A 22,453-nucleotide genomic window follows, 5' to 3' on the forward strand; every position below is an offset into this window, starting at 1 on the left:
AACCGAGAATTCCCTGGTTTTAACTACGGGGAGTGTCAATTTAGCGGATTGGCCCTTACCATTGCTAAAACCAATGGTTTTACAACCGTTTTGGTAAATTATAAGCTGCATAGGACGATAGTATTATGCTATAATAATAGATATTGAAAAGAAAAGGGAGGAGCAGCATGACGAGAGAGACTAAAAGCTATGAGCTGAAGATCTATGATCAGAGCCTCATGAGATTCGAAGCTGCCTATGACGCATTCGGTAGTTTGAAACTGGAGATTACGGATATCGATTCGGCAAATGCGCATTTGCTTCCATTGAATTTAATTGTAGATCAAGATGAAAAAAGCCTTGCGAGTTGGATGGAAGGTAGAACCATTCCGAAAAACAGGGCATTTGTAGAGCAGATTCTTAGTACGGCAGGATTGACAAGGAATGATATCCTTGGAATTCTTGATGTATCCAAAGGGCTTTCCATTAACGATTCGTATTGGCTTGATGATGGGAAATCAGATGTTACCTTTGATGGAATCAATTTGTTCGACAATCGCTTTGATGAAGTATTGGGACTTGTAGCTTATACCGGGTACACGCCATCACAAAAGCATAAAGCGGGCGTTTCAAGTGAGTGGACACTGGGAGGGCAATTTCCGAAAGCAGTTCGACGGATTAACGATAGGTTGCTGTTGTTCAAAACAGGTACAAGCGGTACCAGAAATCTTGGCAAAGAACCTTATTCTGAATACTTTGCAGCACAAGTCGCAAAACGGATGGGAATAGATCATGTTTCCTACGATTTAGAGATGTGGAAAGGGAAACTTGCGTCTGTCTGCGGACTTATGAATGACAAAGAAATTTCTTTTGTTCCATTTTTCGTTGCTGCTGGTGATGCGAGTTTCCCGGCAGCGTTATCGATCTTAAATGAGCTTGATCCAAAGATGGCATCGAAATACAGGACAATGGTTGTTTTTGATGCCTTGATCTGCAATCGGGATCGTCACGGCGGAAATTTTGGTATCTTACGGGAAAACAGAACAGGACGGCTGTTGGGATTAGCCCCGTTGTTTGACCACAATCTGTCCTTGTTTGCGCAAGATGACGAGACAGACTATGCGAATTTCCTTGATCGTTCAAATCGATATTACCTACCTGCAACAGCGAATATCGCCTTTGATGATATGGCTGGAATTGTTATGGGAGCGGAGCAGCATGAGCTTTTGCGCAGGATGATCGGTTTTGAGTTCCGGAATCATCCAACATATCCGCTTCCACAGGATCGGCTTGAAGCGCTGAACCACTATATTACAGAGAAAGTAAGGGAATTGCTACGGATTCCTATTGTGGATGAGCATGTGCTTTGCAAAGCGATGGAAGAGAAATTCAACGAGATCCAAGCAACAACCAAAATACCGATGCTTCTTGATTCCGTTAAGATGATTCACAAGAAAGGTCTTCCACTTAGCGAGAAGGCAGAAGCAGTAAAAAGAGGATCCAAAGTATTTGAAAATACGCTGAACAAGATTATTCCGGAAGAAGACCGTTGTAGGTAAAAGGAAAGGAACGATAGTGGAAGAAAAGGAACACGCCATCAAGTCGTAATGCAGAAAGAACAACGAAAAGGTCAACGTTCCGCTTGCTTTTGAAAGTCCCGGAAGTTTTTGAGTCCGCATGCTACTATATATATGCGTTTCGCCATCGTCACTTAAGGATTAAGTGTACGGTTACAGGGGTAATGGCGAAACGCGACCGTTTGCAAAGGTCATCCGTTTGGGCGACCTTTTTTCGGCGCCATATTCCGGTATTATGGTATAATGGCCCCGTTCACCAAAGCATCAACAGAAAGGGAAAAAGATGCTTTTTGACTTGTTTGGCCCTCTGCTCGGACCGCTTTTAATCGTGATCATGGTGATCGTCGTGTTCGAGTCCTGTTGGAGGAAGTGCCCGCCGGACAAATTGATGATCGTATCTGGATTCGGGCGGACGCGTAGCGTGTCAGGAAAGGGCACGTTCGTTATCCTCGGTCTGCAGCGTGTGGACACGTTGGCTCTCGGTGCTGTGCAGGTTCAGTTGTCGACGGAGAATGAAATCCCGACACAAGATGCGATTCTTATCCATGCTTGCGCTGTCGCAAATTTCCAGATTGGACAGACTCCCGAATTGATCGAGATAGCATCGAAGAATTATCTCAATATGGATAAGACCGAGATGACCCGTCAGGTCACCGAGGTGATGCTCGGAAAGATGCGCGAGGTTATCGGTCAGATGGATCTGAAGGAACTCATGTGTGACCGTGAGTCCTTTAACCATAAACGGTAATCGATACTTGGGAAGCCGAACGCAAGCAGCCTCTTTTAAAGCAGTTTCTTTAACAAGAGTAAGCGATGCAAATAAAGGCATAGGGACTCCAAGAAAATAGGAAGATATACTTTAAAGTATATCTTCCTCCAAATTATCTAGGAAATCCCATGTGTCATCATCTTCGCATGGATAATATTGAATATTACCGTCGCGACAGCCATGGTCTTTGTCGTATTGTTCTCTTAAAAGATCAAGGGAACGTTTGGTTTTTTGTAAGTCTCGATATGTTTGAAGTTTATCTGCAAGTGGGACTCTTCCCATGGACGATCTATCGATAGTTCTTGGTTCCTCATCTGTTTTGTTGTAATGAACGAAATCGATGCTTCCGTAACCCGTGTTATACCATTTTGACTTTCCTGTGGTCATATAGGTTACGACGGTAGGAATCTGCGAAATGAGGCTCCATGCTGAAGCAGAGGATTCAAGGCTTTCATAGAAAGAGTCATTTGGTCGGATCTTCTTACCGATCAAATCCATCGTACCAAGTCCCCAATATTGCGAAAAATAATAAACGTATACATTATGGTATGCACGATTCAAAATGTCTTCTTTTATAAGAGACTTCAATGTTCCATTCAGTTTGCTGCCGGTTTCGTTGAAAAGCTCAGACAGCTCTTTTTTAGTGTAAACATGAGTAAATCGCCCATCATTGCGGGCAAGTTTTTTCATAGCGTCGATAGTACGCATCTTATCACCTGCTTTCAAAGTATATTATATCATATATTTTGATTAAGTAAAACTCGTCTAACCGTAAAAGAAAGAGAGGAAACGTAAAGCATAATGACTCCAAAAAAATAATAGGAAGATGCACACTAGAGTACATCTTCCTGCTTATCAAGAAAATCCCAAGTATCGTCGTCTTCGCAAGGATAATATTGGATATTTCCGTCGCGACAACCATGGTCTTTGTCGTATTGCTCTCTTAAAAGATCAAGGGAACGTTTTGTTTTTTGTAAGTCCCGATATGTTTGAAGTTTGTCTGCAAGCGGAACCCTTCCCATCGACGACCTATCGATGGTTCTTGGTTTCTCATCTGTTTTGCTGTAATGAACGAAATCGATGCTTCCGTAACCCGTGTTATACCATTTTGACTTTCCTGTGGTCATATAGGTTACGACCGTGGGGATCTGTGAAATGAGACTCCATGCTGAAGCAGAGGACTCAAGGCTTTCATAGAAGGAGTCATTTGGTCGGATTTTCTTACCAATCAAATCTAAAGTACCGAGTCCTCCGTATTGAGAAAAGCGAAAAACGTATACATTATGGTATGCACGATTCAAAATGTTTTCTTTAATAAGTGACTTCAATGTTCCATTCAATTTGCTGCCGGTTTCATTAAAAAGTTCTGACAGCTCCTTTTTAGTGTAAACATGAGTAAATCGCCCATCATTGCGGGCAAGTTTTTTCATAGCGTCGATAGTACGCATCTTATCACCTACTTTCAAAGTATATTATATCATATACTTTGATTAAGTAAAACTCGTCTAACCGTAAAAGAAAGCAGGAAGCCGACTGAAATCAGTTTCCTGCTTCTCTTAATTGTAGATTGATGTTTCAATTAAAAATTTCTGTAATTCAGAATCATCCGCTGTCTCATAGAAGCGCTTGAGCTTTTCACCGAAGTCATGTTTACACTCTGGTGGAATCGCCAAGATTCCGCGCCCGTCAGCGATCAACATCTTGTTTGCCACGAGCTGTGCCGTTCGCTTATTTCCATCACTAAAAAGTTGGGAGCGACAAAGATAGCCGAACATCTTAAGCGCCCGTTCTCTCCCAGGTTCCATATTCGCAATTTTCTCGATAGTGGCTTTTGCAGTATCGAAGTCCGGCATTTCCGGTTGCCAGGCGGTCCCACTGATACCTACTGGTATGTTACGAATACATCCAGCGTTATGAACAAGCGATGCACCCAAAATGGAATTTATTTTGGCAACAAACTCAAAATCTACAAGTGAGTTTAAATGCTCAAAGAGATAATTCCAAGCAAGTTTAAGATTGTAGACGGTAATTGTTCCGGTGACAGTCAATCCTTCAACGGTTTGGTTGTGCTCAACGATTACTTTTGCTTGCGGGTATGTGATATTGACACCTTCAATGATTGCCTCTTTCCAGATGCTATCCACAACATTTTTTTTTGCATAGAAGACATTGAATTTAACAGCTTTTTCAGCCTCAGCGATTGTAGACATAGTATTTTTACCTCCGTAATATTATTATACCATGTCCATATGCATTCATTCAATATGCTCGGTGTGCGCTGTACGGTCAGCGTTTTGTGTCTTGCTAATGCCCACAGTATTACTTCTTGTTTTCAACATGTTGCTTCCAAGTGTGGCAGCTTTACACTTCGGGCGTTGCGGGATAGTCAGACCAACCTCGGGCATCGGCTTGCCTTTCCTGGCCTTGTCCGTGTTCCTGAGATTGCTCTTTTTCAGGGGTATCGTTTTCGTGCTCGATTTTTTTACCGAGCGCTTGTTCAACCATCTTGGAAAAGGCCAGGATTTTTGCAACATCGGAAGTGCTGAACAGAAGATTGTTATCTTCATGCATCGCATCCATCCGTAAGCCGATCAGACCTGTATTGTTCCAGATCATCAAGACTTTCCACCGGCATTGCGGTGTCAACATTCTTGAAGTTCCCGTTCTCCTTGAGAATGGCAACGCGTGCATCGAGATCGTCGTTTCTGCTCGCAATCATGTTGTCTCGAAAATCTCTGTCGAGAGGGCGCTCCCAAAGCCTTGAATCGCCCATGATGACGGACTGCACGTTGAATTCTGTCGGCTCGATTTCCTGCGCTTTGAGCTTTTCTCGGATATCCTCCTTGACCCATCTGACGCTGGCGTCCTCGATAATCTCAGGGTCGGCAGCTTCATGGGCGCATCCGAGATCGCTGAAGTATTTTCCGTATGACCACGAGGCCGTCGTGCGGTCATAGTCTGTAGCCACGCAAAACGGCTGCGCGTTGCTCGGCTGGAAGTGCCGTGCCGTCTTGGAACTGCTCGAGGACGATATTGCCCTTTGTATCGATAGCGCCTAGGGCATTCATCATTTTTTTCTGCTGGTAATTGCTGCTCATATGATTTCTCCTTTCTTTGACAGGACCTGAGGAAATCTTTTGTAAGATTCTACCACTTTAAGATTCCGGCTGTTGTCTGAAGTGGAAAGTATTCCAGTTTCCGACAGGGAGTAAAGTTATGCTGAGGTAACACTGATACCATAGTACTAAGACAGTGATTTGCATTTTTCGAATACGCCACGTAAATGTTTGCGTTAAGAAAAAATTGCAAAAGGGGAATATACTATGAACGACGTCAATGGATATGATAGTACTATCAAATATGCTATTATGGATATCGTAGGTGCGATCAACAAAATAGAATCAATGAAACAAGATAGATACTTAGCGATGCATCCATATTCCATCACGCATAGCGCAGATGGCTATTACCGAACATATCTTCCAGCCGATGATGGCAAACGTAAACAAATAAAAAAAATCGAAAAGAGAGATGTCCCGAACGATCGATGAAGAATATTTAGAACTATTTTTTGACGAACTGCTTTCAGAAAAGGAAGTGCCCTATCGGGCATTGAAAGCACTGTTCGGTTATCTTAAGGGCGTATTTGATAAGTCGATTAGGGATGGATTGATTGAAAGCAATCCGTGCCTAAAAATTGATTTGCCGCTTTACAAAAGGAGATGCAAGCAAGCGATTGTTAAGATGCCGGAAGAACGGACGTTTTCACAAAGCGAAAAAAATAGACTAATAAATTCTCTTAACAAAAAACGAAAAGAGCGTCCTGATGATGTTCTTCCATATGCCGTTGAGCTTGCCCTTTATACCGGAATGCGTGTAGGCGAACTTTCAGGATTGATGTGGAACGACATCGACGAAGTCAACAAGCGCATCATTATCCGGCACAGTGAAAAATTAAATCGACTGACAAACACTTTTTACATCTCGACGCCTAAAAACGGAAAGACGCGGATCTTCCCATTGACGATCGAAATCGCTGAGCTTCTTAAAAAGATTAAAAATGTCGAGAAAAAATACGGCTATTTGACTGAGTTCGTTTTCTCTAATGTGGATGGACGTATTCATGCAAGAGTCATCTCGGGATATATGAAACGGCGGACATCGAATGAGGGGTTCACTAATCCCAAAAGCATACATACTGCAAGAAGGACTTTGAATTCAGAGCTGCTTGCTTCCGGCGCACCAAGAACCATGTGCTGCGCAATGATAGGTAATACTGAGCGGGTAAATGAGGAATACTATACGTACGATGTTTCCTCCACGAGCGAAAAGATGGAAATAGTCACAAGGATAAACAGTCGGGTTACTTCAAATGCTAACGGTAACCGCAATGATGGTAGTCCTTAAGCTATCGAGTAATCAAAAAGGTAATCAAACATTTTTGAATGTAAAAATCCCTGAAACCCTTGGTTTATAAGGGTTTCAGGGATGTTGGATAACTGCCGGCAGCGGGACTTGAACCCGCACGCGGTCACCCGCAACAGATTTTGAGTCTGCCTCGTCTGCCATTCCGACATGCCGGCTTAATTAAAGATTCAATAAGAACCGAAAATAATGATAGCATATTTGTTATTGGTTCGCAAGTATTTTTTGAAAATATATTTCTTAAGATCCTGTTCATATAATATTTGTAAATGGATTTATTTAGGAATATTGAAAATATATCAAAAAAATGTCATAATGAGATGTTGTATATTTGAACGAATAGATAGAAAAGATAGAAGTAAGTGATGAGACTTACAGAGAGGCAGTTGATTATGAGCAAAATCGTATTGATAGACGGACACAGTATTCTGAACAGGGCGTTTTTCGGACTTCCGGATCTGACAAATGCGGAAGGACTCCATACAAATGCAATATATGGATTCTTAAATATTATGTTCAAGATCCTGGAGGAGGAAAAGCCGGAGTATCTGACCGTTGCATTTGATGTGCATGCGCCGACTTTCCGTCATAAGATGTTTGAGGCGTATAAGGGGACGAGAAAGCCGATGGCAGAAGAACTCAGACAGCAGGTACCGTTGATGAAGGAAGTTCTGCATGCTATGGGAATCCGGACGATCGAGCAGGAAGGGCTGGAGGCAGATGATCTTCTTGGAACGCTGTCCAAAAGATGCGAGCGAATGGGGATGGAAGTGGTCATTATTTCCGGAGACAGAGATCTTCTCCAGCTTGCTACAGACCATGTTGAGATCCGGATTCCGAAGACAAAACGGACCGGAACTGAGATCGAGAATTATTATGCAGTGGACGTAAAAGAAAAATACCAGGTGACACCGACAGAATTTATCGATGTGAAAGCATTGATGGGAGATACTTCAGATAATATCCCAGGGGTGCCGGGAGTCGGAGAAAAGACGGCGACCAAGATTATTGTAGAATACGGATCTATTGAAAATGCCTACAAGCATGCATCCGAACTGAAGCCGCCGAGAGCATCGAAAAATCTGGTGGAATACTGGGATCAGGCACAAATGAGTAAGGTGCTGGCGACAATTGATGTAGACGCGGATTTTGCTTATGAACTGGAAGAGGCGAAGCTTGGAAATCTTTATACAGAGGAAGCTTATGTCTATTTCCAGAGACTGCAGTTCAAGAATCTGCTGAATCGTTTTGATGTGCAGAGTGAGAATTCGATTGAAGATGCATTTGTGATCGCTGTGGGAAAAGAAGAAATTCAGAAAATCTTTGCGGAGGCAGAAAAAGCGCAGACAGTGGGAGCCGTTCTTTACAAAGACACCAGAAATGTACTTCCGCTGTTTGCAGAAAATGCTGAGATAGGTGGAATTGGAATTTCGTTTGGAAAAGAGAAGATCTACTGTATTCCGGCAGGAAATGGATATAGCATGGAGGAACTTCTGGAGGCACTTGTACATGTGGCAAAGCATGCCGGACGGTTTGTGGTGTTTGATCTGAAGTCATCCCTGCCTTATCTGAAAGGATTAGAAGGAGCAGCAGAGGAGAAGTGCTTTGACAGTATTGTAGCAGCTTACCTCCTGAATCCGTTGAAAAATGATTATGGATTTGAAGATGTGGCACAGGAGCATCTTGGATTGATGATCGATCCGAAGACAGAACTGGAAAAAATGGTCTGTTATGAAGCCTATGCTGCATTTGCGTCATCGGAAGTTTTGGAAGAAAAGCTGAAAAAAGAGGAAATGTGGAAGCTTTTTACAGAAATAGAGATGCCGCTTGTATTTACTCTGTTCCACATGGAGCAGAACGGGGTGCGTGTAGAAGCAGAAGAACTGAAAAGCTATGGAGAACAGCTTGGCGGAAAAATCGTACAGTTGGAAAAGGAAATTTATGAGCTTGCCGGGGAAGAATTTAATATCAATTCACCAAAGCAGCTGGGCGTGGTCCTTTTTGAACATCTGTCCCTTCCAAATGGAAAGAAGACGAAAACAGGATATTCGACGGCAGCAGACGTACTGGATAAGCTGGCACCGGATTATCCGATCGTGGCAAAAATCCTGGAATATCGTCAGCTTGCCAAGCTGAAATCGACTTATGCAGATGGGCTTGCCGTGTTTATTCATGAAGATGATCACCGGATCCATGGAAAATTCAACCAGACAGTCACAGCGACCGGACGTATCAGCAGTACAGAGCCAAACCTGCAGAATATCCCGGCGAGGGTAGAACTTGGACGGCTGATCCGTAAAGTATTTGTGCCGGAAGAGGGATATGTGTTTGTAGATGCTGATTATTCGCAGATAGAACTGCGTGTGCTGGCACATTGCTCCGGAGATGCAGCACTGATCGAAGCATACCGGGAGGCAAAGGACATTCACCGGATCACAGCTTCTCAGGTGTTCCATACTCCGTTTGATGAAGTGACCGATCTGCAGAGGCGAAATGCAAAAGCAGTCAACTTTGGTATTGTCTATGGGATCAGTTCTTTTGGACTGAGCCAGGACTTAAGTATTACGAGAAAAGAAGCGGCCGAATATATTGACCGTTATTTTGAAACCTATCCGGGCATCAAGAAATTTCTGGATGATGCAGTTGCTCATGCAAAAGAACAGGGATATGTTGTGACCTTATTTGGCAGAAGAAGACCGGTTCCGGAGCTGTCTTCCAGCAATTTTATGCAGAGACAATTCGGGGAACGTGTGGCAATGAATTCTCCGATCCAGGGAACGGCTGCAGATATCATGAAAATCGCAATGATCGCTGTGGACAAAGAGCTTCGCATGAGAAACATGAAATCCAGGCTGGTTCTGCAGGTACACGACGAACTTCTGATCGAGACATGGAAGGAAGAGGAAGAGGAAGTGCGGGAGATCCTGAAAGAAGGCATGATGCATGCAGCAGATCTTTCCGTTCCGCTTGAAATTGACATGCATAGTGGAAAAAACTGGTATGAGGCAAAATAGAAGGAAACAGATATGAGAAAAATAGGAATAACAGGAGGCATTGGTTCCGGGAAGAGCAAAGTACTCGACTTTTTAAGTGTAGTGTGCGGTGCGGTGATCTGCCAGTCAGATCTGGTGGCACATCAAGTACAGCTTCCGGGAGAAAAATGTTATCAGAAGGTCGTGGAGACGTTTGGGAAAGAAATTTTAAATCCTGATGGAACGATTGATCGGAAAATTCTTGGCAGAATTGTGTTTGATCAGCCAGAGAAACTGCAAAAGCTTAATGCAATCGTGCATCCGGCGGTCAATGAAAAGATCCGGGAGGAAATGCAGAAGGCGCAGGAAGAGGGAAAAGAGCTTTTTATTCTGGAAGCCGCACTCCTTACGGAACCGGTATATCGTGAGATGTTGGATGAGATCTGGTATATTCATGTGCCACAGGAGATCCGGATGGAGCGACTGAGAAGTTCACGCGGATATTCAGATGAAAAAATGTATGCGGTGTTTGCAAATCAGCCGTCGGAAGAGACATTTACAGCGGTTTCGGATCTTGTGATCGAAAACGGCGGAACCTTTGAAGAAACGGAAAAACAGATAGACTTGGCACTGGGAAGAGGCTAAGAACAGGGAGAAGAAACAAGATGAGATTATGCAGCATTGCCAGTGGCAGCAGCGGAAACTGTATTTATGTGGGGAGCGATCGAACGCATCTGCTTGTAGATACAGGAATCAGCAAAAAACGAATTGAGGAAGGCTTAAAGGAACTTGAAATAAAAGGGAAAGAGCTGGATGGAATTCTGATTACCCATGAACATGCAGATCATATTCAGGGACTTGGTGTATTCAGCAGAAAATATGAGATCCCGATCTATGGAACACCGGGAACGATTCGGGGAATCCGTGATTATAAAAATCTCGGGAAAATGCCGGAAGGACTTTACCATGAAATCCAGGTAGATAAAGAATTTAAGCTGGGTGATATTGACGTGCATCCATTTGCTATTTCCCATGATGCAAATGAACCGAGCGGCTACCGCTTTGAGCAGGATGGAAAGAAGATCGCGGTAGCAACGGATCTTGGAAAATACGATGAATATACGGTAGAGAACCTGAAGGATTTAAATGCGGTCCTGCTGGAATCTAACCATGATATACATATGCTGGAAGTCGGTCCTTATCCGTATTACCTGAAGCAGAGAGTTCTTGGGGACAGAGGACATTTATCAAATGAATTGTCAGGACGGCTTCTTTGTGATATACTACACAATAACTTGCGGAGTGTATTGCTGGGGCATTTGAGCAAGGAGAATAATTACGAAGAACTTGCATATGAGACTGTCAAGCTGGAGGTCACTTTGGGGCAGAACCCGTATAAGGGGGATGATATACCGATCGCAGTTGCAAAAAGGGATCAGGTGTCTGCAGTGATCGAGGTTTAGAAAAAGAAAGTATGCAGAATTAGATTCAGGAGGACAGGCAGAATGAAGAAATGCATTATTACAGTAGTCGGTAAAGATTCGGTCGGAATTATTGCGAAAGTATGTACATACCTGGCAGAGACCAATATCAATATTTTAAATATTTCCCAGACGATCGTGGATGGGTATTTTAATATGATGGCGGTTGCAGATGTGGAAAATTCAAAAAAAGAACTGGATATCGTAGCGGTAGAACTTCGTGATATCGGCTTACAGATCGGTGTCAATATTCATTGTCAGAGAGAAGAGATTTTTGAAAAAATGCACAGAGTGTAAGGAGAACCGCTATGATTAATTTTTACGAAGTAGTAGAAACAAACCAGATGATCGAAGAAGAAAATCTGGATGTAAGAACAATCACATTGGGCATCAGTCTGATGGACTGTATTGACTCAGATCTGGACAGACTGAATGAAAAGATATATAAAAAAATCACAACACTTGCAAAGGATCTTGTATCGACAGGAGAGAAGATTGAAAGTGAATTTGGAATTCCGATCGTTAATAAGCGGATTTCCATTACACCGGTTGCACTTGTTGGCGGTTCAGCCTGCAAAAAACCAGAGGATTTTGTGACGATCGCAGAGACACTGGATAAAGCAGCAAAGGAAGTCGGTGTAAACTTTATCGGAGGATACTCTGCAATCGTATCCAAGGGAATGACAAAGAGCGATGAACTCCTGATCCGTTCCATTCCGATGGCAATGGCAAAGACAGAGCGTGTATGCAGTTCGGTCAATGTAGGTTCGACAAAGACTGGTATTGATATGGATGCAGTCCGTCTTTGCGGCGAGATTGTAAAAGAGACAGCAGAGGCGACAAAGGACAAGGATTCGATTGGCTGTGCAAAATTTGTAGTTTTATGTAATGCACCGGATGATAACCCGTTTATGGCAGGGGCCTTTTTAGGTGTTACCGAAGGAGATGCCGTGATCAATGTCGGTGTCAGCGGACCTGGTGTTGTAAAAAGAGCGATTGAAAAATGTCGTGGCGAGGGCTTTCAGGAACTTTGTGATACGATCAAGAAGACCGCATTTAAGGTGACAAGGGTTGGTCAGCTTGTAGCCGGAGAAGCTTCCAAAAGGCTTGGTATTCCGTTCGGAATCATTGACCTGTCACTTGCACCGACACCGGCTGTTGGCGATTCAGTAGCGGAGATTCTGGAAGAAATCGGACTTGAGAGAGTTGGCGCACCAGGAACAACAGCAGCACTTGTTATGCTGAACGATCAGGTGAAAAAAGGTGGCGTTATGGCGTCTTCCTATGTAGGAGGTTTAAGCGGAGCTTTTATTCCGGTCAGTGAGGATAAAGGAATGATCGATGCAGTCAATGCCGGATCTCTTTGTATAGAAAAGCTGGAGGCGATGACTTGTGTCTGCTCGGTAGGACTTGATATGATCGCTATTCCGGGTAATACGAAAGCTACTACGATTTCCGGGATCATTGCGGATGAGATGGCGATCGGAATGGTCAATCAGAAGACAACGGCGGTTCGTGTGATACCTGTAGTTGGAAAGGATGTTGGAGATATGGCAGAGTTTGGTGGTCTTTTGGGATATGCGCCGATCATGCCGGTCAATGAATTTGACTGCAGTGCATTTGTGAATCGAAAGGGAAGAATTCCTGCACCGATACATAGTTTTAAAAATTAGAAAGAGGTAAAGAGAGCATGGGGAAAGTTGCGATTGTAACAGATAGTAACAGTGGAATTACACAGGCAGAAGGAAAGAAAATGGGAATTTACGTACTTCCGATGCCATTCTATATCAATGAGGAGTTGTTTTACGAGGATATCACACTCACGCAGGAGGAGTTTTATGAAAAACTGGCAGGAGATGCAGATATTAAGACTTCCCAACCGGCTCCCGGAGATGTAATGGATATGTGGGACAAGGCGCTGGAGGAATATGATGAGGTTGTACATATTCCGATGTCAGCCGGTCTTAGCAGTTCATGTGAGACTGCAATCATGCTTTCCCAGGACTATGATGGAAAAGTACAGGTCGTAAATAATCACCGGATTTCTGTTACGCAGCGAAGATCGGTGGAAGAGGCGAAAAAGCTTGCAGATGCTGGAAAGAGCGCGGCAGAAATTAAAGAACTGTTAGAAGCGATCCAGTGGGACAGTGATATCTATATTACAGTAGATACTTTAAAATACCTGAAGAAAGGCGGCAGACTTACACCGGCAGCTGCAGCGATTGGAACGGTTCTGAACCTGAAGCCAGTTCTCCGTCTTAAAGGAGAAAAGCTGGATGCGTTTGCAAAGTCAAGAGGATGGAAGAGTGCAAAGAAGACGATGATCAAGACAATTAATGAGATTCGTACTTCAGAATTCGGAGATTGTGATGGAAAAAAAGATCTGTATCTGGATGCAGCTTACACAGGAGACCGCAAGGAGGCACAGGAATGGCTGGATGAGCTTCATGAAGCATTTCCAGAGTTTGAAATCCGGATGGATCCACTGTCGTTGAGTGTGGCATGCCATATCGGACCTGGAGCCAGGGCGGTGACTCTTACCAAAATTCTTCATGTGAACTAAATGAGAAAGAGACTTTTTGCACAAACATGCGTAGTAGCGGTGTGCAAAAAGTCTCTTTTTTGACAAAGGGGAAGGGTTAAATAATTTGCAACTGCTTCTGGTATTCATTTGTAAAAGGTGTGCCAAATTTCTCGGTAATTATGGATTCATACAGGTCTGATGCGAAAATGTCCAGGTTCAGGAGGACCTGGGTGGCGGAGGTGAGATTTCTGGCATCTGCGAGCTTTGTGATCAGAGGGATGGTGGCATACTCTTTGATCTCTTTAAGGATTTGAGTATCTTTTTTTTGAAAACCGAGTACGCGGGCATAAAGGGCGGATGTGGATGACCGCTCTTTTTTTGTTTTGCCGGAAATGTTGCCGGAATCTTCTGCAAAACAGAAAGGAGGTTCATGTCGGAAGGTGTCCTTTTCTATGCCGAGCAGGATGTGCAGCAGGGTGCGGCTGATCCGGGTGTAGGTAAGCTCTCTGGTTTTCAGAAGATCGCAGAAGGAACTCCAGGTAGCAAAATCATTTCTCTGATTGATGATCCGGTTGGCGAGGTCTTTGCTGACATCAAGGTAATCGGTCAGAGAGGAAGCACTCTCACAGAGCAGTCGATACTTTAGCAGGAGCGAAAAATCATCCTGGGTAACCGGAAGTGAGGACTGGTAATTCTTTCGCAGCAGATCTGAAGAAGCGGGCGGAAGTTGTCCTGCGACGGATGAAAAAGCATCTTCTGGTAAAGATGGATTCAGAATTCGGTTGCGGATCGCAGTTGCGGAACTGAAGGTTTCGCAGAGGTCAGTATCATGGTAGCCGGATCCCTCGCGGGGAATTGCGAAAGGCTGGATCGGACTTTTGAAATACCGGAGCGCTTTTAAGTATTCAATCCCAAGGGTATTGTTTGGTGAGGACAGGATTTCGGCAAGGGACGGATCCTTTGTATAGACACTTAGGGCAGTCTGGCGTGCCTGCGGAAACGGTCGGCCTTTTCGCAGCTCATCCTGCAGGAGCTGCCGGTAGACTTCTGGCTCTTCGGAAAGAATCCGGGCAAGCCGATTGAGTTTTTTGATATCGCCACACTCACTGCCAAAGCAGAGATAGGAAATACAGCCAAGACTGTTAAAAATAGAAACGGCACCTCTTGCAAACAACTCTGCACTGCCACAGGAAAAAAGGACCGGGAGCTCCAGAATGAGTGATGCACCGCCAAGAAGGGCAGCTTTTGCCCGCAAATGCTTTGGTGCGATAGCAGGGGCGCCACGCTGGACGAAGTCACCACTCATAAGGATAACTGCCGCATCTGCCCCCGTTTTTTGAAGTGCCTGGTCTATATGATACTGATGTCCGTTGTGGAACGGATTATATTCTGCGATGATACCGACGATTTTCATACTTTTAACTAAAATCTCCTTTGTGTTGTTTGTGAAAAGATTATACTATAAAAAGAGTTTTTGTGCAAAAAACATTGTACTGGAAAATATTACGTGAAAAAAATAACATTACTTGTATACAATGTGTGCAAGGAGTATAATTAAAAATAGAGTGTGAGTTCTAATAAAGAAAATTCTAGTACCAGAAGGGAGAAACATCAATGAATGTATTAGTAATCAACTGCGGAAGTTCATCACTGAAGTTCCAGCTCATCAACTCAGAATCGGAGGCGGTTCTCGCAAAAGGTCTTTGCGAAAGAATCGGTATTGACGGAAGACTTACCTATCAGCCGGCAGGTGGAGAGAAGAATGTATCTGAAAAGGCTATGCCTACACATACAGAAGCAATCCAGTTCGTAATCGACGCGCTGACAGATGCAGATACAGGTGTTGTTAAGAGCCTTGACGAAATCGGAGCAGTCGGACATCGTGTTGTTCACGGCGGAGAAAAGTTTGCAAAATCTGTAGTTGTAACACCGGAAGTAAAAGCTGCGATCGCAGAGTGCAATGACCTTGCACCACTTCACAATCCGGCAAACTTAATCGGAATCGAAGCTTGTGAAAGTCTGATGCCGGGCACACCACAGGTTGTTGTATTTGATACTGCTTTTCATCAGACAATGCCTGAGAAAGCTTATATGTATGGACTTCCATATGAATATTATGAAAAATACAAAGTAAGACGTTACGGATTCCACGGAACAAGCCACAGCTTCGTATCTAAGAGAGTAGCTGAGATTGTTGGAAAACCATACAACGCAACAAAGACGATCGTATGCCATCTTGGTAATGGAGCATCTGTTTCAGCAGTGCTTAACGGAGAATCAGTAGATACCTCTATGGGACTTACTCCGTTGGAAGGTCTTGTAATGGGAACACGTTCCGGAGATATTGATCCGGCGATCATGGAATTCATTGCTAAGAAAGAAAACCTTGACATTGCAGGAATTATGAATGTCCTGAACAAGAAATCAGGTGTGGAAGGTGTATCCGGTGTATCCAGCGACTTCCGTGATCTTGAGGCAGCAGCAAAAGCAGGCAACAAGCGTGCAGAACTTGCAATCGACGTATTTGCATACAGAGTAGCAAAATATGTTGGTGCTTACACAGCAGCAATGAACGGTGTTGATAATATCGTATTTACAGCAGGTATCGGTGAGAACTGTGCACTTGTAAGAACAAAAGTCTGCAGCTATCTTGGATATCTTGGAATTACAATCGATGAAGAAGCAAATGGAAAACGTGGAGAAGAGATCGTAATCTCTACACCAGATTCCAAAGTGAAAGTTCTTGTAGTTCCGACAAACGAAGAACTTGCAATTGCAAGAGAGACAGTTGCACTTGTATAACAGAAGAAATTAGAAAAAACCTTAAAATCTGTAAATCATCCTTGACAAAAAGAATTTACATGGTATAATAGTTTAGGTGTGAACAGGAGAAAGAATTATGTTAATTGACCTGTCCGAAGTCTTATCTGAACCGCATAAGTCCATTGACGAAGTGGTCGGCACTGAGATGAAAGAAGTGAAGGTGAGCGGAAGCAGATTTCCGGTAAGCCGGACACAGCCTGTGCATATTCATGTCGAGTATGCCGGTGAAAAAAAACTTCATATCAGTTGTGAGACAAGTCTTACGGTAATCATTCCGTGTGACAGATGTCTTACAGATGTACCGACAGATTTCACGCTTTCCTTTGAAAAGCAGGTGAATACAGCTCTGGCAGACGGAGAAGATGATGGCGAATCCGATGAAGCGAATTACATTGACGGATATCATCTTGATGTGGAGCAGCTGCTCTATAACGAGATTTTAGTAGGGTGGCCGATGAAAGTTCTATGTAGCGAAGACTGTAAAGGGATTTGCAGTGTATGTGGTCAGAACTTGAATGAGGGAAGCTGCGACTGCGAAGACACCAGTCTTGACCCTAGAATGTCAGTTATCCGCGATCTTTACAAGAATTTTAAGGAGGTGTAACCTATGTCAATTTGTCCAAAGAATAAATCTTCTAAAGCAAGAAGAGACAAGAGAAGAGCAAACTGGAAAATGAGCGCACCGAATCTGGTGAAATGCAGCAAATGTGGAGAACTTATGATGCCACACAGAGTTTGCAAAGCTTGTGGATCTTACAACAAGAGAGAAATCGTTACTGTAGAAAACTAATTAAAAAGGCTATAGTACAGGAGTTAGGCGTATTGCTTAACTCCTTTTCTTTTTAATTTAACCCAATTTTAACCCAATTGGAATTGTAAAATAATTGAATAGAGAGCTGTGTATAAGATTGAGTTTTAGGGATAAATGGAATTATAAGATATTTGACACAAGCATATTGAAGAGAAGTATGTTTATTTGAGATATTTTATATCTCCATACACAAATAATATAGGCATATCGGTCAGGTTTAAAAGTAGCACCGGTACTTAAATTTAACCGTTGCTATAGACCAGTTATCAGGACATGAAAATAGGACTAGGAGAAAATCCCAGTCCTATTTTGCGCTTTATTTGATTAAAGTATCGGCTCTGTACATCATATCATCATCAAAGTTTGTTGCCGGATTGTAAACCAGTACCGTTTCTACTCTGTCGCCTTGCTTCAAATCAGCATCATACTTGATATAACTGCCTGTGTCAAGTTCTCCATCTTCATCGTCAGAAATAACAGTTCCTTATCTAAGCTGTTCATAGGAAGGCTGGAAAAACAGGTTTAGAAGTGAAAGTACCGGCAGGAGAAATCTTGTTGGTGCTTTTAAGGGAAAAACTTTTGTGTTATACTATATTTGTTACAGTATATCTTGTAATAGATATAGAGAAAGCGAGGACAAAATGTTGGCTTTAAAACAGACAATTAAAGATATATCAAAAGCAAAAAAAATTACACAATTAGAAATGGCAGAGGTGTTAGGAATAAGCAAACAGAACTTCAGCAATAAAGTACAGCGAAATACATTTTCTCCTGATGAACTTGCAAAGTTAGCTGATAGTTTAGGAATGGAATTGGTTTTCATAGATAAGAATGCAGATATAAAAAATGGAGAGAAATTTATTATATCAGGACAGGAATAAGCGAAATTTAGCAAAATCAAAAAATCGAGGTCGAAAATCCCCCGTAAAATAAGGGTTTCTGAGCCTTAATTTCCCGATGAAACCGGGTTTTCATTTCAAACAGGAAGGAGTGAAAATATATGGATAATCGAATACATGATATTGTATTAAAATTTTCACAGCAAGTAAAAAAGCTCTTAGGGCAGAAATTAGACAAAGTTATTTTATATGGTTCGTATGCTCGTGGAGATTATAATGAGCATTCGGATATAGATATTATGATTCTTACAACTCTGACAGATGAAGAGATTAAAAAAACAGAGCCGATGTTATTTGATTTAGCTTTTGATTTTCAAATGGATTACGGGGGAGATATAAGCGTAGTAGTGAAAAATAAAGACCAATTTGAATATTGGTTGGGAGCATTACCGTTCTATAATAATGTTAAGAAAGAGGGCATCGTGCTATAAATGGATGAAGGGTTACCACTAAATCCTATTTTATAATTGATATTGACGTACAGAATATTGTACGTTATAATATAAGTACAGAAAACTGTACGGAGGTGAAATCTATGTTAGCGGTTAATTATACAAATTTAAGAGATAATATGAAAAGCTATATGGATCAGGTAACAGATGATTATGAAACAATGATTGTTACTCGTAAGAACAATAAAAATGTTGTTATGATGTCAGAAGAAGCTTATAATAATTTGATGGAAAATGTTTATGTTATGGGAAATAAGGCTAATTATGACTGGTTAATGGAGTCTAAGGCACAGTTAGAAAAAGGAAATTTTGCTTCTCATACGTTATCTGAGGTAGTTGATGATGAATAAGGTGTTTACTGATAATGGCTGGGAAGATTACACTTATTGGCAGACAGAAGATAAAAAGACTTTAAAAAAAATCAATAATCTTATAAAAGATATTGACCGAAATGGAAATGAGGGAATAGGAAAACCTGAACCATTAACAGGAAATCTGACAGGATTTTGGAGCAGGAGAATTAACGACAAGGACCGATTGATTTATAAAATTGATGACAAAAATATTTATATTTTATCATGTAGATATCATTATAATGATAAATAATAACAAGCACTGACGGGAAAGATAGAATTTTCTGTTAGTGCTTTTCTTTGTCCTGTTGCTGTTCGTGAATTTCTGATAGAGTCTTTTCCAGAGAAGCTTTATCCCACTGCTGCCGGATCGTTTCATGCTGTAGCTGTGTAATCCGGCGATTCAGATAATCATTTGTCCAATTCATGAGGAATCCAGGAACAATAGGTAAATGCTGAATTACGGAAAAGAAAATATCTTCTAATCGTGATTTTATACTCATAACAAATTTCTCCTCTCATGGAAAGTATAACGGAACTACAGCAGCAACTCAATAACATTTTGTTATTAAGAAAATTATGTTTCAAAAATCAGATGAAAAATGGAATAGTTATAAATAAGATAAAAAGAACTGGAATATGACTGAAAACAGATGATTTCTGTTTCATAAAATATTTTAACCATTTCTGAAACAAATTTAGATTTCTGTGAGAAAAACAGGAGTTAAAAGACAATATATAGTCCTGAGACTTGTGTATTCCTGGAACATTACCAGAATGTGATGTTTGAACATAATGCGAAAGATAAGATTTATGAAAATGAAGATGGGACGTTTTTTATAGGTTTAGTGCGAAAGAAGACGTATGCAACATATGAAGAAGCTGTTGATACTGTCTGTGAACGAAAGGTGCTACAAGAGATTATGGGACATAAGACAATTGCCATTACAATGCAAGTATATAATCATGTTTTAGAGGGACGCGCAGAAGCAGAAATGCAACGAATTTCATCAGCATTAGTGGTATGATTTTTAACCCAATTTTAACCCAATTTATAACCCAATTGGAATAAATTTTATAAAGAATTATAAAGAGTTATATGTAAAGAATCCTGTAAATATAGCGACATAACGAGATATAAAAATTTACATAGCGAAACCCTTCTTACAACAAGAGAAAAATCGTTACTGTAGAAAACTAATTAAAAAAGGCTATAGTACAGGAGTTAGGCGTATTGCTTAACTCCTTTTCTTTTTCCTAATTTTCCTAAATCTGCTAAATATTATTGATTTTTACGGTCATGTCTAGTAGAATTGGTTTAGTAATGCTGGGAGGTAACAGTATGAAAGAAATAACAAAAGTTGTTGTCGATGCAATGGGCGGAGACAACGCACCGCATGAGATCATCAAAGGTGCGGTCGAGGCGGTCGGGAAGTCAGATGCGATCCATGTGATCCTGGTCGGAAAAGAAGATGTCATCAATCAGGAACTTTCCGGGTACACATATAATAAAGAACAGATTTCGGTTGTTCATACATCGGAAGTAATTGAGACAGCAGAACCGCCGGTTATGGCGATCCGCAGAAAGAAAGACTCATCCATTGTGGTAGGTCTTAAGATGGTGAAGGATAAAGAAGCTGACGCTTTTGTTTCAGCAGGAAGTTCCGGTGCGGTTCTTGCCGGGGGACAGCTTCTGGTTGGACGTATCAAAGGGGTGGAAAGACCACCGCTTGCACCGCTGATCCCGACAGAAAAAGGATTCTCCATTTTGATCGACTGTGGGGCGAATGTAGATGCAAGACCTTCACATCTGGTGCAGTTTGCCAAGATGGGTTCGATCTATATGGAACATATTATGGGAGTCAAGAATCCGAAGGTTGCGATCGTCAATATCGGAGCTGAGGAAGAAAAGGGTAATGCCCTGGTCAAGGAGACTTTTCCTATGCTGAAAGAATGTAAGGATATTAACTTTATCGGAAGCATCGAAGCGAGAGAAATCCCTCACGGACAGGCAGATGTTATCGTCTGTGAAGCATTTACCGGCAACGTGATCCTGAAACTCTATGAAGGAGTAGCATCGGTTCTTGTAAGCAAGATTAAAGGTGGTATGAAGCAGAATCTCCGTGGCATGATCGGTGGACTTCTGATTAAGCCGGTGCTGAAAAAGACTATGAAGGATTTTGACGCAAGTGAGTACGGTGGAGCACCACTGCTTGGACTCACCGGTCTGGTAGTAAAGACACACGGCAGTTCCAAGGCAAAAGAAGTCTGCAATTCAATTTTGCAGTGCGTAACCTTCAAAGAAGAAGGAATCAATGAAAAGATCAAAGAATGTATTCAGGCGGAAGAAAAATCCGCACAGGAATAAGCTCAGAAAGGATTAAGAATTATGGAATTTGAAAAACTGAAAGACATTATTGTTGATGTGATGGGATGTAACCCGGATGAAATTACGATGGACACTACATTTGTAGATGATCTGGGAGCTGATTCGCTTGATATTTTCCAGATTATTATGGGAATTGAAGATGCATTTGATATCGAAATTGAAAATGAAGATGCAGAAAAGATCGCAACAGTAGGTGATGCTGTAGAACAGATCAAGAACGCTGTTAACTAGGGAAAATGATTACAGGGGACATCCCCATTTTTGGGGAGTGTCCTTTTTTAAAATTGGAGGAGCAATCATGAGCAGAAATGTAAAGGAACTGGAAGAAAAAATCGGCTACAATTTCAAGGACAGCCATTTGCTCAGACATGCTGTGACACACAGCTCTTATGTGAATGAAAAGCATATGAAGAAGGCAGACTGTAATGAACGTCTGGAATTCCTTGGAGATGCTGTTCTGGAACTGATTTCAAGCGAATATCTTTTTTTCGAGAACCAGACAATGCCGGAAGGAGAACTGACTAAGTTAAGAGCAAGCATGGTATGCGAGAAGGCACTTGCCTTTTGTGCGCGGGATCTGGAACTTGGAAGTTATCTGCTGCTTGGGAAAGGTGAGGACGCGACCGGTGGAAGATTCAGAGAGTCTATTACCTCGGATGCATTGGAAGCACTGATTGGTGCGATTTATCTGGATGGTGGTTTTGCTAATGCGAAAGAGTTTATTTTAAAATATATTTTAAACGACCTGGAAGGGAAACGGCTCTTTTATGATAGCAAGACTATCCTGCAGGAAATGGTACAGGGCGGTCAGGAAAAAGGAATTGTCTACCAGCTGGTAGGAGAAGAGGGACCGGACCACAATAAATCCTTCCGTGTAGAGGCTGTGATCGGCGGAGAAGCCTTTGGATGTGGTATCGGAAGAACCAAAAAGGCTGCCGAACAGGAAGCGGCTTATCAGGCAATCCTGAAGCTGAAAGAAGGAAAGGTACAGTAGGTGAG

29 protein-coding genes and 1 tRNA gene are annotated in these 22,453 nt (G+C 42.1%); 21 read left to right on the plus strand and 9 right to left on the minus strand.

Annotation, left to right across the window (positions count from 1 at the left end):
• Window positions 1-167 precede the first annotated feature (167 nt).
• Complete coding sequence (locus tag NQ556_RS06900; protein ID WP_008372252.1) at window positions 168-1,538, plus strand: HipA domain-containing protein; 1,371 nt, start codon at window positions 168-170, stop codon at window positions 1,536-1,538.
• A gap of 352 nt (window positions 1,539-1,890) precedes the next feature.
• Complete coding sequence (locus NQ556_RS06905; RefSeq protein WP_259812411.1) at window positions 1,891-2,304, plus strand: SPFH domain-containing protein; 414 nt, start codon at window positions 1,891-1,893, stop codon at window positions 2,302-2,304.
• A gap of 111 nt (window positions 2,305-2,415) precedes the next feature.
• Here the strand turns inward: NQ556_RS06905 and NQ556_RS06910 are convergent, their stop codons facing one another.
• The 6 genes from NQ556_RS06910 to NQ556_RS06935 form a co-directional block, all read right to left on the minus strand.
• Entirely contained in the window at window positions 2,416-3,033 is a 618-nt protein-coding gene (locus tag NQ556_RS06910; protein ID WP_195196473.1) for a hypothetical protein, read from the minus strand.
• Window positions 3,034-3,158: 125 nt separating this feature from the next.
• Complete coding sequence (locus NQ556_RS06915) at window positions 3,159-3,773, minus strand: hypothetical protein (RefSeq protein ID WP_008370646.1); 615 nt, start codon at window positions 3,771-3,773, stop codon at window positions 3,159-3,161.
• 108 nt (window positions 3,774-3,881) lie between these two features.
• Window positions 3,882-4,535, minus strand: coding sequence for a Fic family protein (locus NQ556_RS06920; RefSeq protein WP_022219863.1), 654 nt, complete (start codon window positions 4,533-4,535; stop codon window positions 3,882-3,884).
• A gap of 151 nt (window positions 4,536-4,686) precedes the next feature.
• Window positions 4,687-4,896: a hypothetical protein gene (locus tag NQ556_RS06925; protein WP_044998982.1), complete on the minus strand. Its 210-nt coding sequence runs from the start codon at window positions 4,894-4,896 to the stop codon at window positions 4,687-4,689.
• The gene (locus NQ556_RS06930; RefSeq protein ID WP_008372239.1) at window positions 4,889-5,293 is read right to left on the minus strand and encodes a hypothetical protein; all 405 of its coding nucleotides are present in this window, start codon (window positions 5,291-5,293) and stop codon (window positions 4,889-4,891) included. Before NQ556_RS06930 ends, NQ556_RS06925 begins: the two co-directional genes overlap by 8 nt.
• Entirely contained in the window at window positions 5,277-5,423 is a 147-nt protein-coding gene (locus tag NQ556_RS06935; protein ID WP_008372238.1) for a hypothetical protein, read from the minus strand. Before NQ556_RS06935 ends, NQ556_RS06930 begins: the two co-directional genes overlap by 17 nt.
• Before the next feature lie 225 nt (window positions 5,424-5,648).
• Between NQ556_RS06935 and NQ556_RS06940 the strand changes: the two genes are divergently transcribed.
• Window positions 5,649-5,876 (plus strand): hypothetical protein, encoded by a 228-nt coding sequence (locus NQ556_RS06940; protein WP_173699822.1) that lies wholly within the window; start codon window positions 5,649-5,651, stop codon window positions 5,874-5,876.
• Window positions 5,857-6,732 carry a tyrosine-type recombinase/integrase gene (locus NQ556_RS06945; protein WP_173699824.1) on the plus strand — a complete coding sequence of 292 codons (876 nt, stop codon included), beginning with the start codon at window positions 5,857-5,859 and terminating at the stop codon, window positions 6,730-6,732. Before NQ556_RS06940 ends, NQ556_RS06945 begins: the two co-directional genes overlap by 20 nt.
• Window positions 6,733-6,825: 93 nt before the next feature.
• Here the strand turns inward: NQ556_RS06945 and NQ556_RS06950 are convergent.
• Window positions 6,826-6,908, minus strand: a tRNA-Leu gene (locus tag NQ556_RS06950).
• A gap of 231 nt (window positions 6,909-7,139) precedes the next feature.
• Here NQ556_RS06950 and polA point away from each other — a divergent pair.
• Genes polA through NQ556_RS06980 form a run of 6 tightly spaced genes read left to right on the plus strand, consistent with a single transcriptional unit; the run spans window position 7,140 to window position 13,766 of the window.
• The gene (gene polA / locus NQ556_RS06955) at window positions 7,140-9,764 is read left to right on the plus strand and encodes a DNA polymerase I (protein WP_147574865.1); all 2,625 of its coding nucleotides are present in this window, start codon (window positions 7,140-7,142) and stop codon (window positions 9,762-9,764) included.
• Window positions 9,765-9,776: 12 nt separating this feature from the next.
• Window positions 9,777-10,367 (plus strand): dephospho-CoA kinase, encoded by a 591-nt coding sequence (coaE, locus tag NQ556_RS06960; protein WP_008372230.1) that lies wholly within the window; start codon window positions 9,777-9,779, stop codon window positions 10,365-10,367.
• A 20-nt stretch (window positions 10,368-10,387) separates the two neighbouring features.
• Window positions 10,388-11,185 carry an MBL fold metallo-hydrolase gene (locus NQ556_RS06965; RefSeq protein WP_022219875.1) on the plus strand — a complete coding sequence of 266 codons (798 nt, stop codon included), beginning with the start codon at window positions 10,388-10,390 and terminating at the stop codon, window positions 11,183-11,185.
• A 42-nt stretch (window positions 11,186-11,227) separates the two neighbouring features.
• The gene (locus NQ556_RS06970; protein ID WP_022219876.1) at window positions 11,228-11,500 is read left to right on the plus strand and encodes an ACT domain-containing protein; all 273 of its coding nucleotides are present in this window, start codon (window positions 11,228-11,230) and stop codon (window positions 11,498-11,500) included.
• 11 nt (window positions 11,501-11,511) lie between these two features.
• Window positions 11,512-12,876 carry a PFL family protein gene (locus tag NQ556_RS06975; RefSeq protein ID WP_022219877.1) on the plus strand — a complete coding sequence of 455 codons (1,365 nt, stop codon included), beginning with the start codon at window positions 11,512-11,514 and terminating at the stop codon, window positions 12,874-12,876.
• Window positions 12,877-12,893: 17 nt separating this feature from the next.
• A complete protein-coding gene (locus tag NQ556_RS06980) occupies window positions 12,894-13,766 on the plus strand; it encodes a DegV family protein (protein WP_008372222.1) in 873 nt (290 codons plus the stop codon).
• 76 nt (window positions 13,767-13,842) lie between these two features.
• Here the strand turns inward: NQ556_RS06980 and NQ556_RS06985 are convergent, their stop codons facing one another.
• Window positions 13,843-15,141, minus strand: a complete 1,299-nt coding sequence (locus NQ556_RS06985) for a nucleotidyltransferase (RefSeq protein WP_022219878.1) — start codon at window positions 15,139-15,141, stop codon at window positions 13,843-13,845.
• Window positions 15,142-15,341: 200 nt separating this feature from the next.
• Here NQ556_RS06985 and NQ556_RS06990 point away from each other — a divergent pair, with 200 nt between their 5' ends.
• From NQ556_RS06990 to NQ556_RS07020, 7 genes are all read left to right on the plus strand, one after another.
• Window positions 15,342-16,529, plus strand: coding sequence for an acetate kinase (locus NQ556_RS06990; RefSeq protein ID WP_008372212.1), 1,188 nt, complete (start codon window positions 15,342-15,344; stop codon window positions 16,527-16,529).
• 97 nt (window positions 16,530-16,626) lie between these two features.
• Window positions 16,627-17,154: a YceD family protein gene (locus NQ556_RS06995; RefSeq protein ID WP_008372210.1), complete on the plus strand. Its 528-nt coding sequence runs from the start codon at window positions 16,627-16,629 to the stop codon at window positions 17,152-17,154.
• Window positions 17,155-17,157: 3 nt separating this feature from the next.
• Complete coding sequence (gene rpmF, locus NQ556_RS07000) at window positions 17,158-17,340, plus strand: 50S ribosomal protein L32 (protein ID WP_008372209.1); 183 nt, start codon at window positions 17,158-17,160, stop codon at window positions 17,338-17,340.
• A gap of 662 nt (window positions 17,341-18,002) precedes the next feature.
• Entirely contained in the window at window positions 18,003-18,242 is a 240-nt protein-coding gene (locus NQ556_RS07005; RefSeq protein WP_008372205.1) for a helix-turn-helix domain-containing protein, read from the plus strand.
• Window positions 18,243-18,361: 119 nt separating this feature from the next.
• A complete protein-coding gene (locus NQ556_RS07010) occupies window positions 18,362-18,691 on the plus strand; it encodes a nucleotidyltransferase domain-containing protein (protein ID WP_008372203.1) in 330 nt (109 codons plus the stop codon).
• A gap of 104 nt (window positions 18,692-18,795) precedes the next feature.
• Window positions 18,796-19,062: a type II toxin-antitoxin system Phd/YefM family antitoxin gene (locus tag NQ556_RS07015; protein ID WP_008372201.1), complete on the plus strand. Its 267-nt coding sequence runs from the start codon at window positions 18,796-18,798 to the stop codon at window positions 19,060-19,062.
• Window positions 19,055-19,318 (plus strand): Txe/YoeB family addiction module toxin, encoded by a 264-nt coding sequence (locus NQ556_RS07020; RefSeq protein ID WP_147574863.1) that lies wholly within the window; start codon window positions 19,055-19,057, stop codon window positions 19,316-19,318. The genes NQ556_RS07015 and NQ556_RS07020 overlap by 8 nt, the downstream gene beginning before the upstream one ends.
• A 34-nt stretch (window positions 19,319-19,352) precedes the next feature.
• Here the strand turns inward: NQ556_RS07020 and NQ556_RS07025 are convergent, their stop codons facing one another.
• Window positions 19,353-19,568: a hypothetical protein gene (locus tag NQ556_RS07025; protein ID WP_008372198.1), complete on the minus strand. Its 216-nt coding sequence runs from the start codon at window positions 19,566-19,568 to the stop codon at window positions 19,353-19,355.
• Between the two features lie 279 nt (window positions 19,569-19,847).
• On the opposite strand from NQ556_RS07025, the gene NQ556_RS07030 reads away from it, so the two are divergent.
• The 4 genes from NQ556_RS07030 (at window position 19,848) to rnc (ending at window position 22,448) form a co-directional block, all read left to right on the plus strand.
• Window positions 19,848-20,093: a hypothetical protein gene (locus NQ556_RS07030; RefSeq protein WP_008372194.1), complete on the plus strand. Its 246-nt coding sequence runs from the start codon at window positions 19,848-19,850 to the stop codon at window positions 20,091-20,093.
• A 314-nt stretch (window positions 20,094-20,407) separates the two neighbouring features.
• Complete coding sequence (plsX, locus tag NQ556_RS07035) at window positions 20,408-21,433, plus strand: phosphate acyltransferase PlsX (RefSeq protein WP_330614817.1); 1,026 nt, start codon at window positions 20,408-20,410, stop codon at window positions 21,431-21,433.
• A gap of 21 nt (window positions 21,434-21,454) precedes the next feature.
• Entirely contained in the window at window positions 21,455-21,685 is a 231-nt protein-coding gene (gene acpP / locus NQ556_RS07040; protein WP_008372189.1) for an acyl carrier protein, read from the plus strand.
• Window positions 21,686-21,752: 67 nt separating this feature from the next.
• On the plus strand, window positions 21,753-22,448 hold the full coding sequence (gene rnc, locus NQ556_RS07045; RefSeq protein ID WP_044998976.1) for a ribonuclease III: 696 nt from the start codon (window positions 21,753-21,755) through the stop codon (window positions 22,446-22,448).
• Window positions 22,449-22,453 lie beyond the last annotated feature (5 nt).

The organism is Coprococcus comes ATCC 27758, from assembly GCF_025149785.1.
Classification (GTDB): domain Bacteria; phylum Bacillota; class Clostridia; order Lachnospirales; family Lachnospiraceae; genus Allocoprococcus; species Allocoprococcus comes.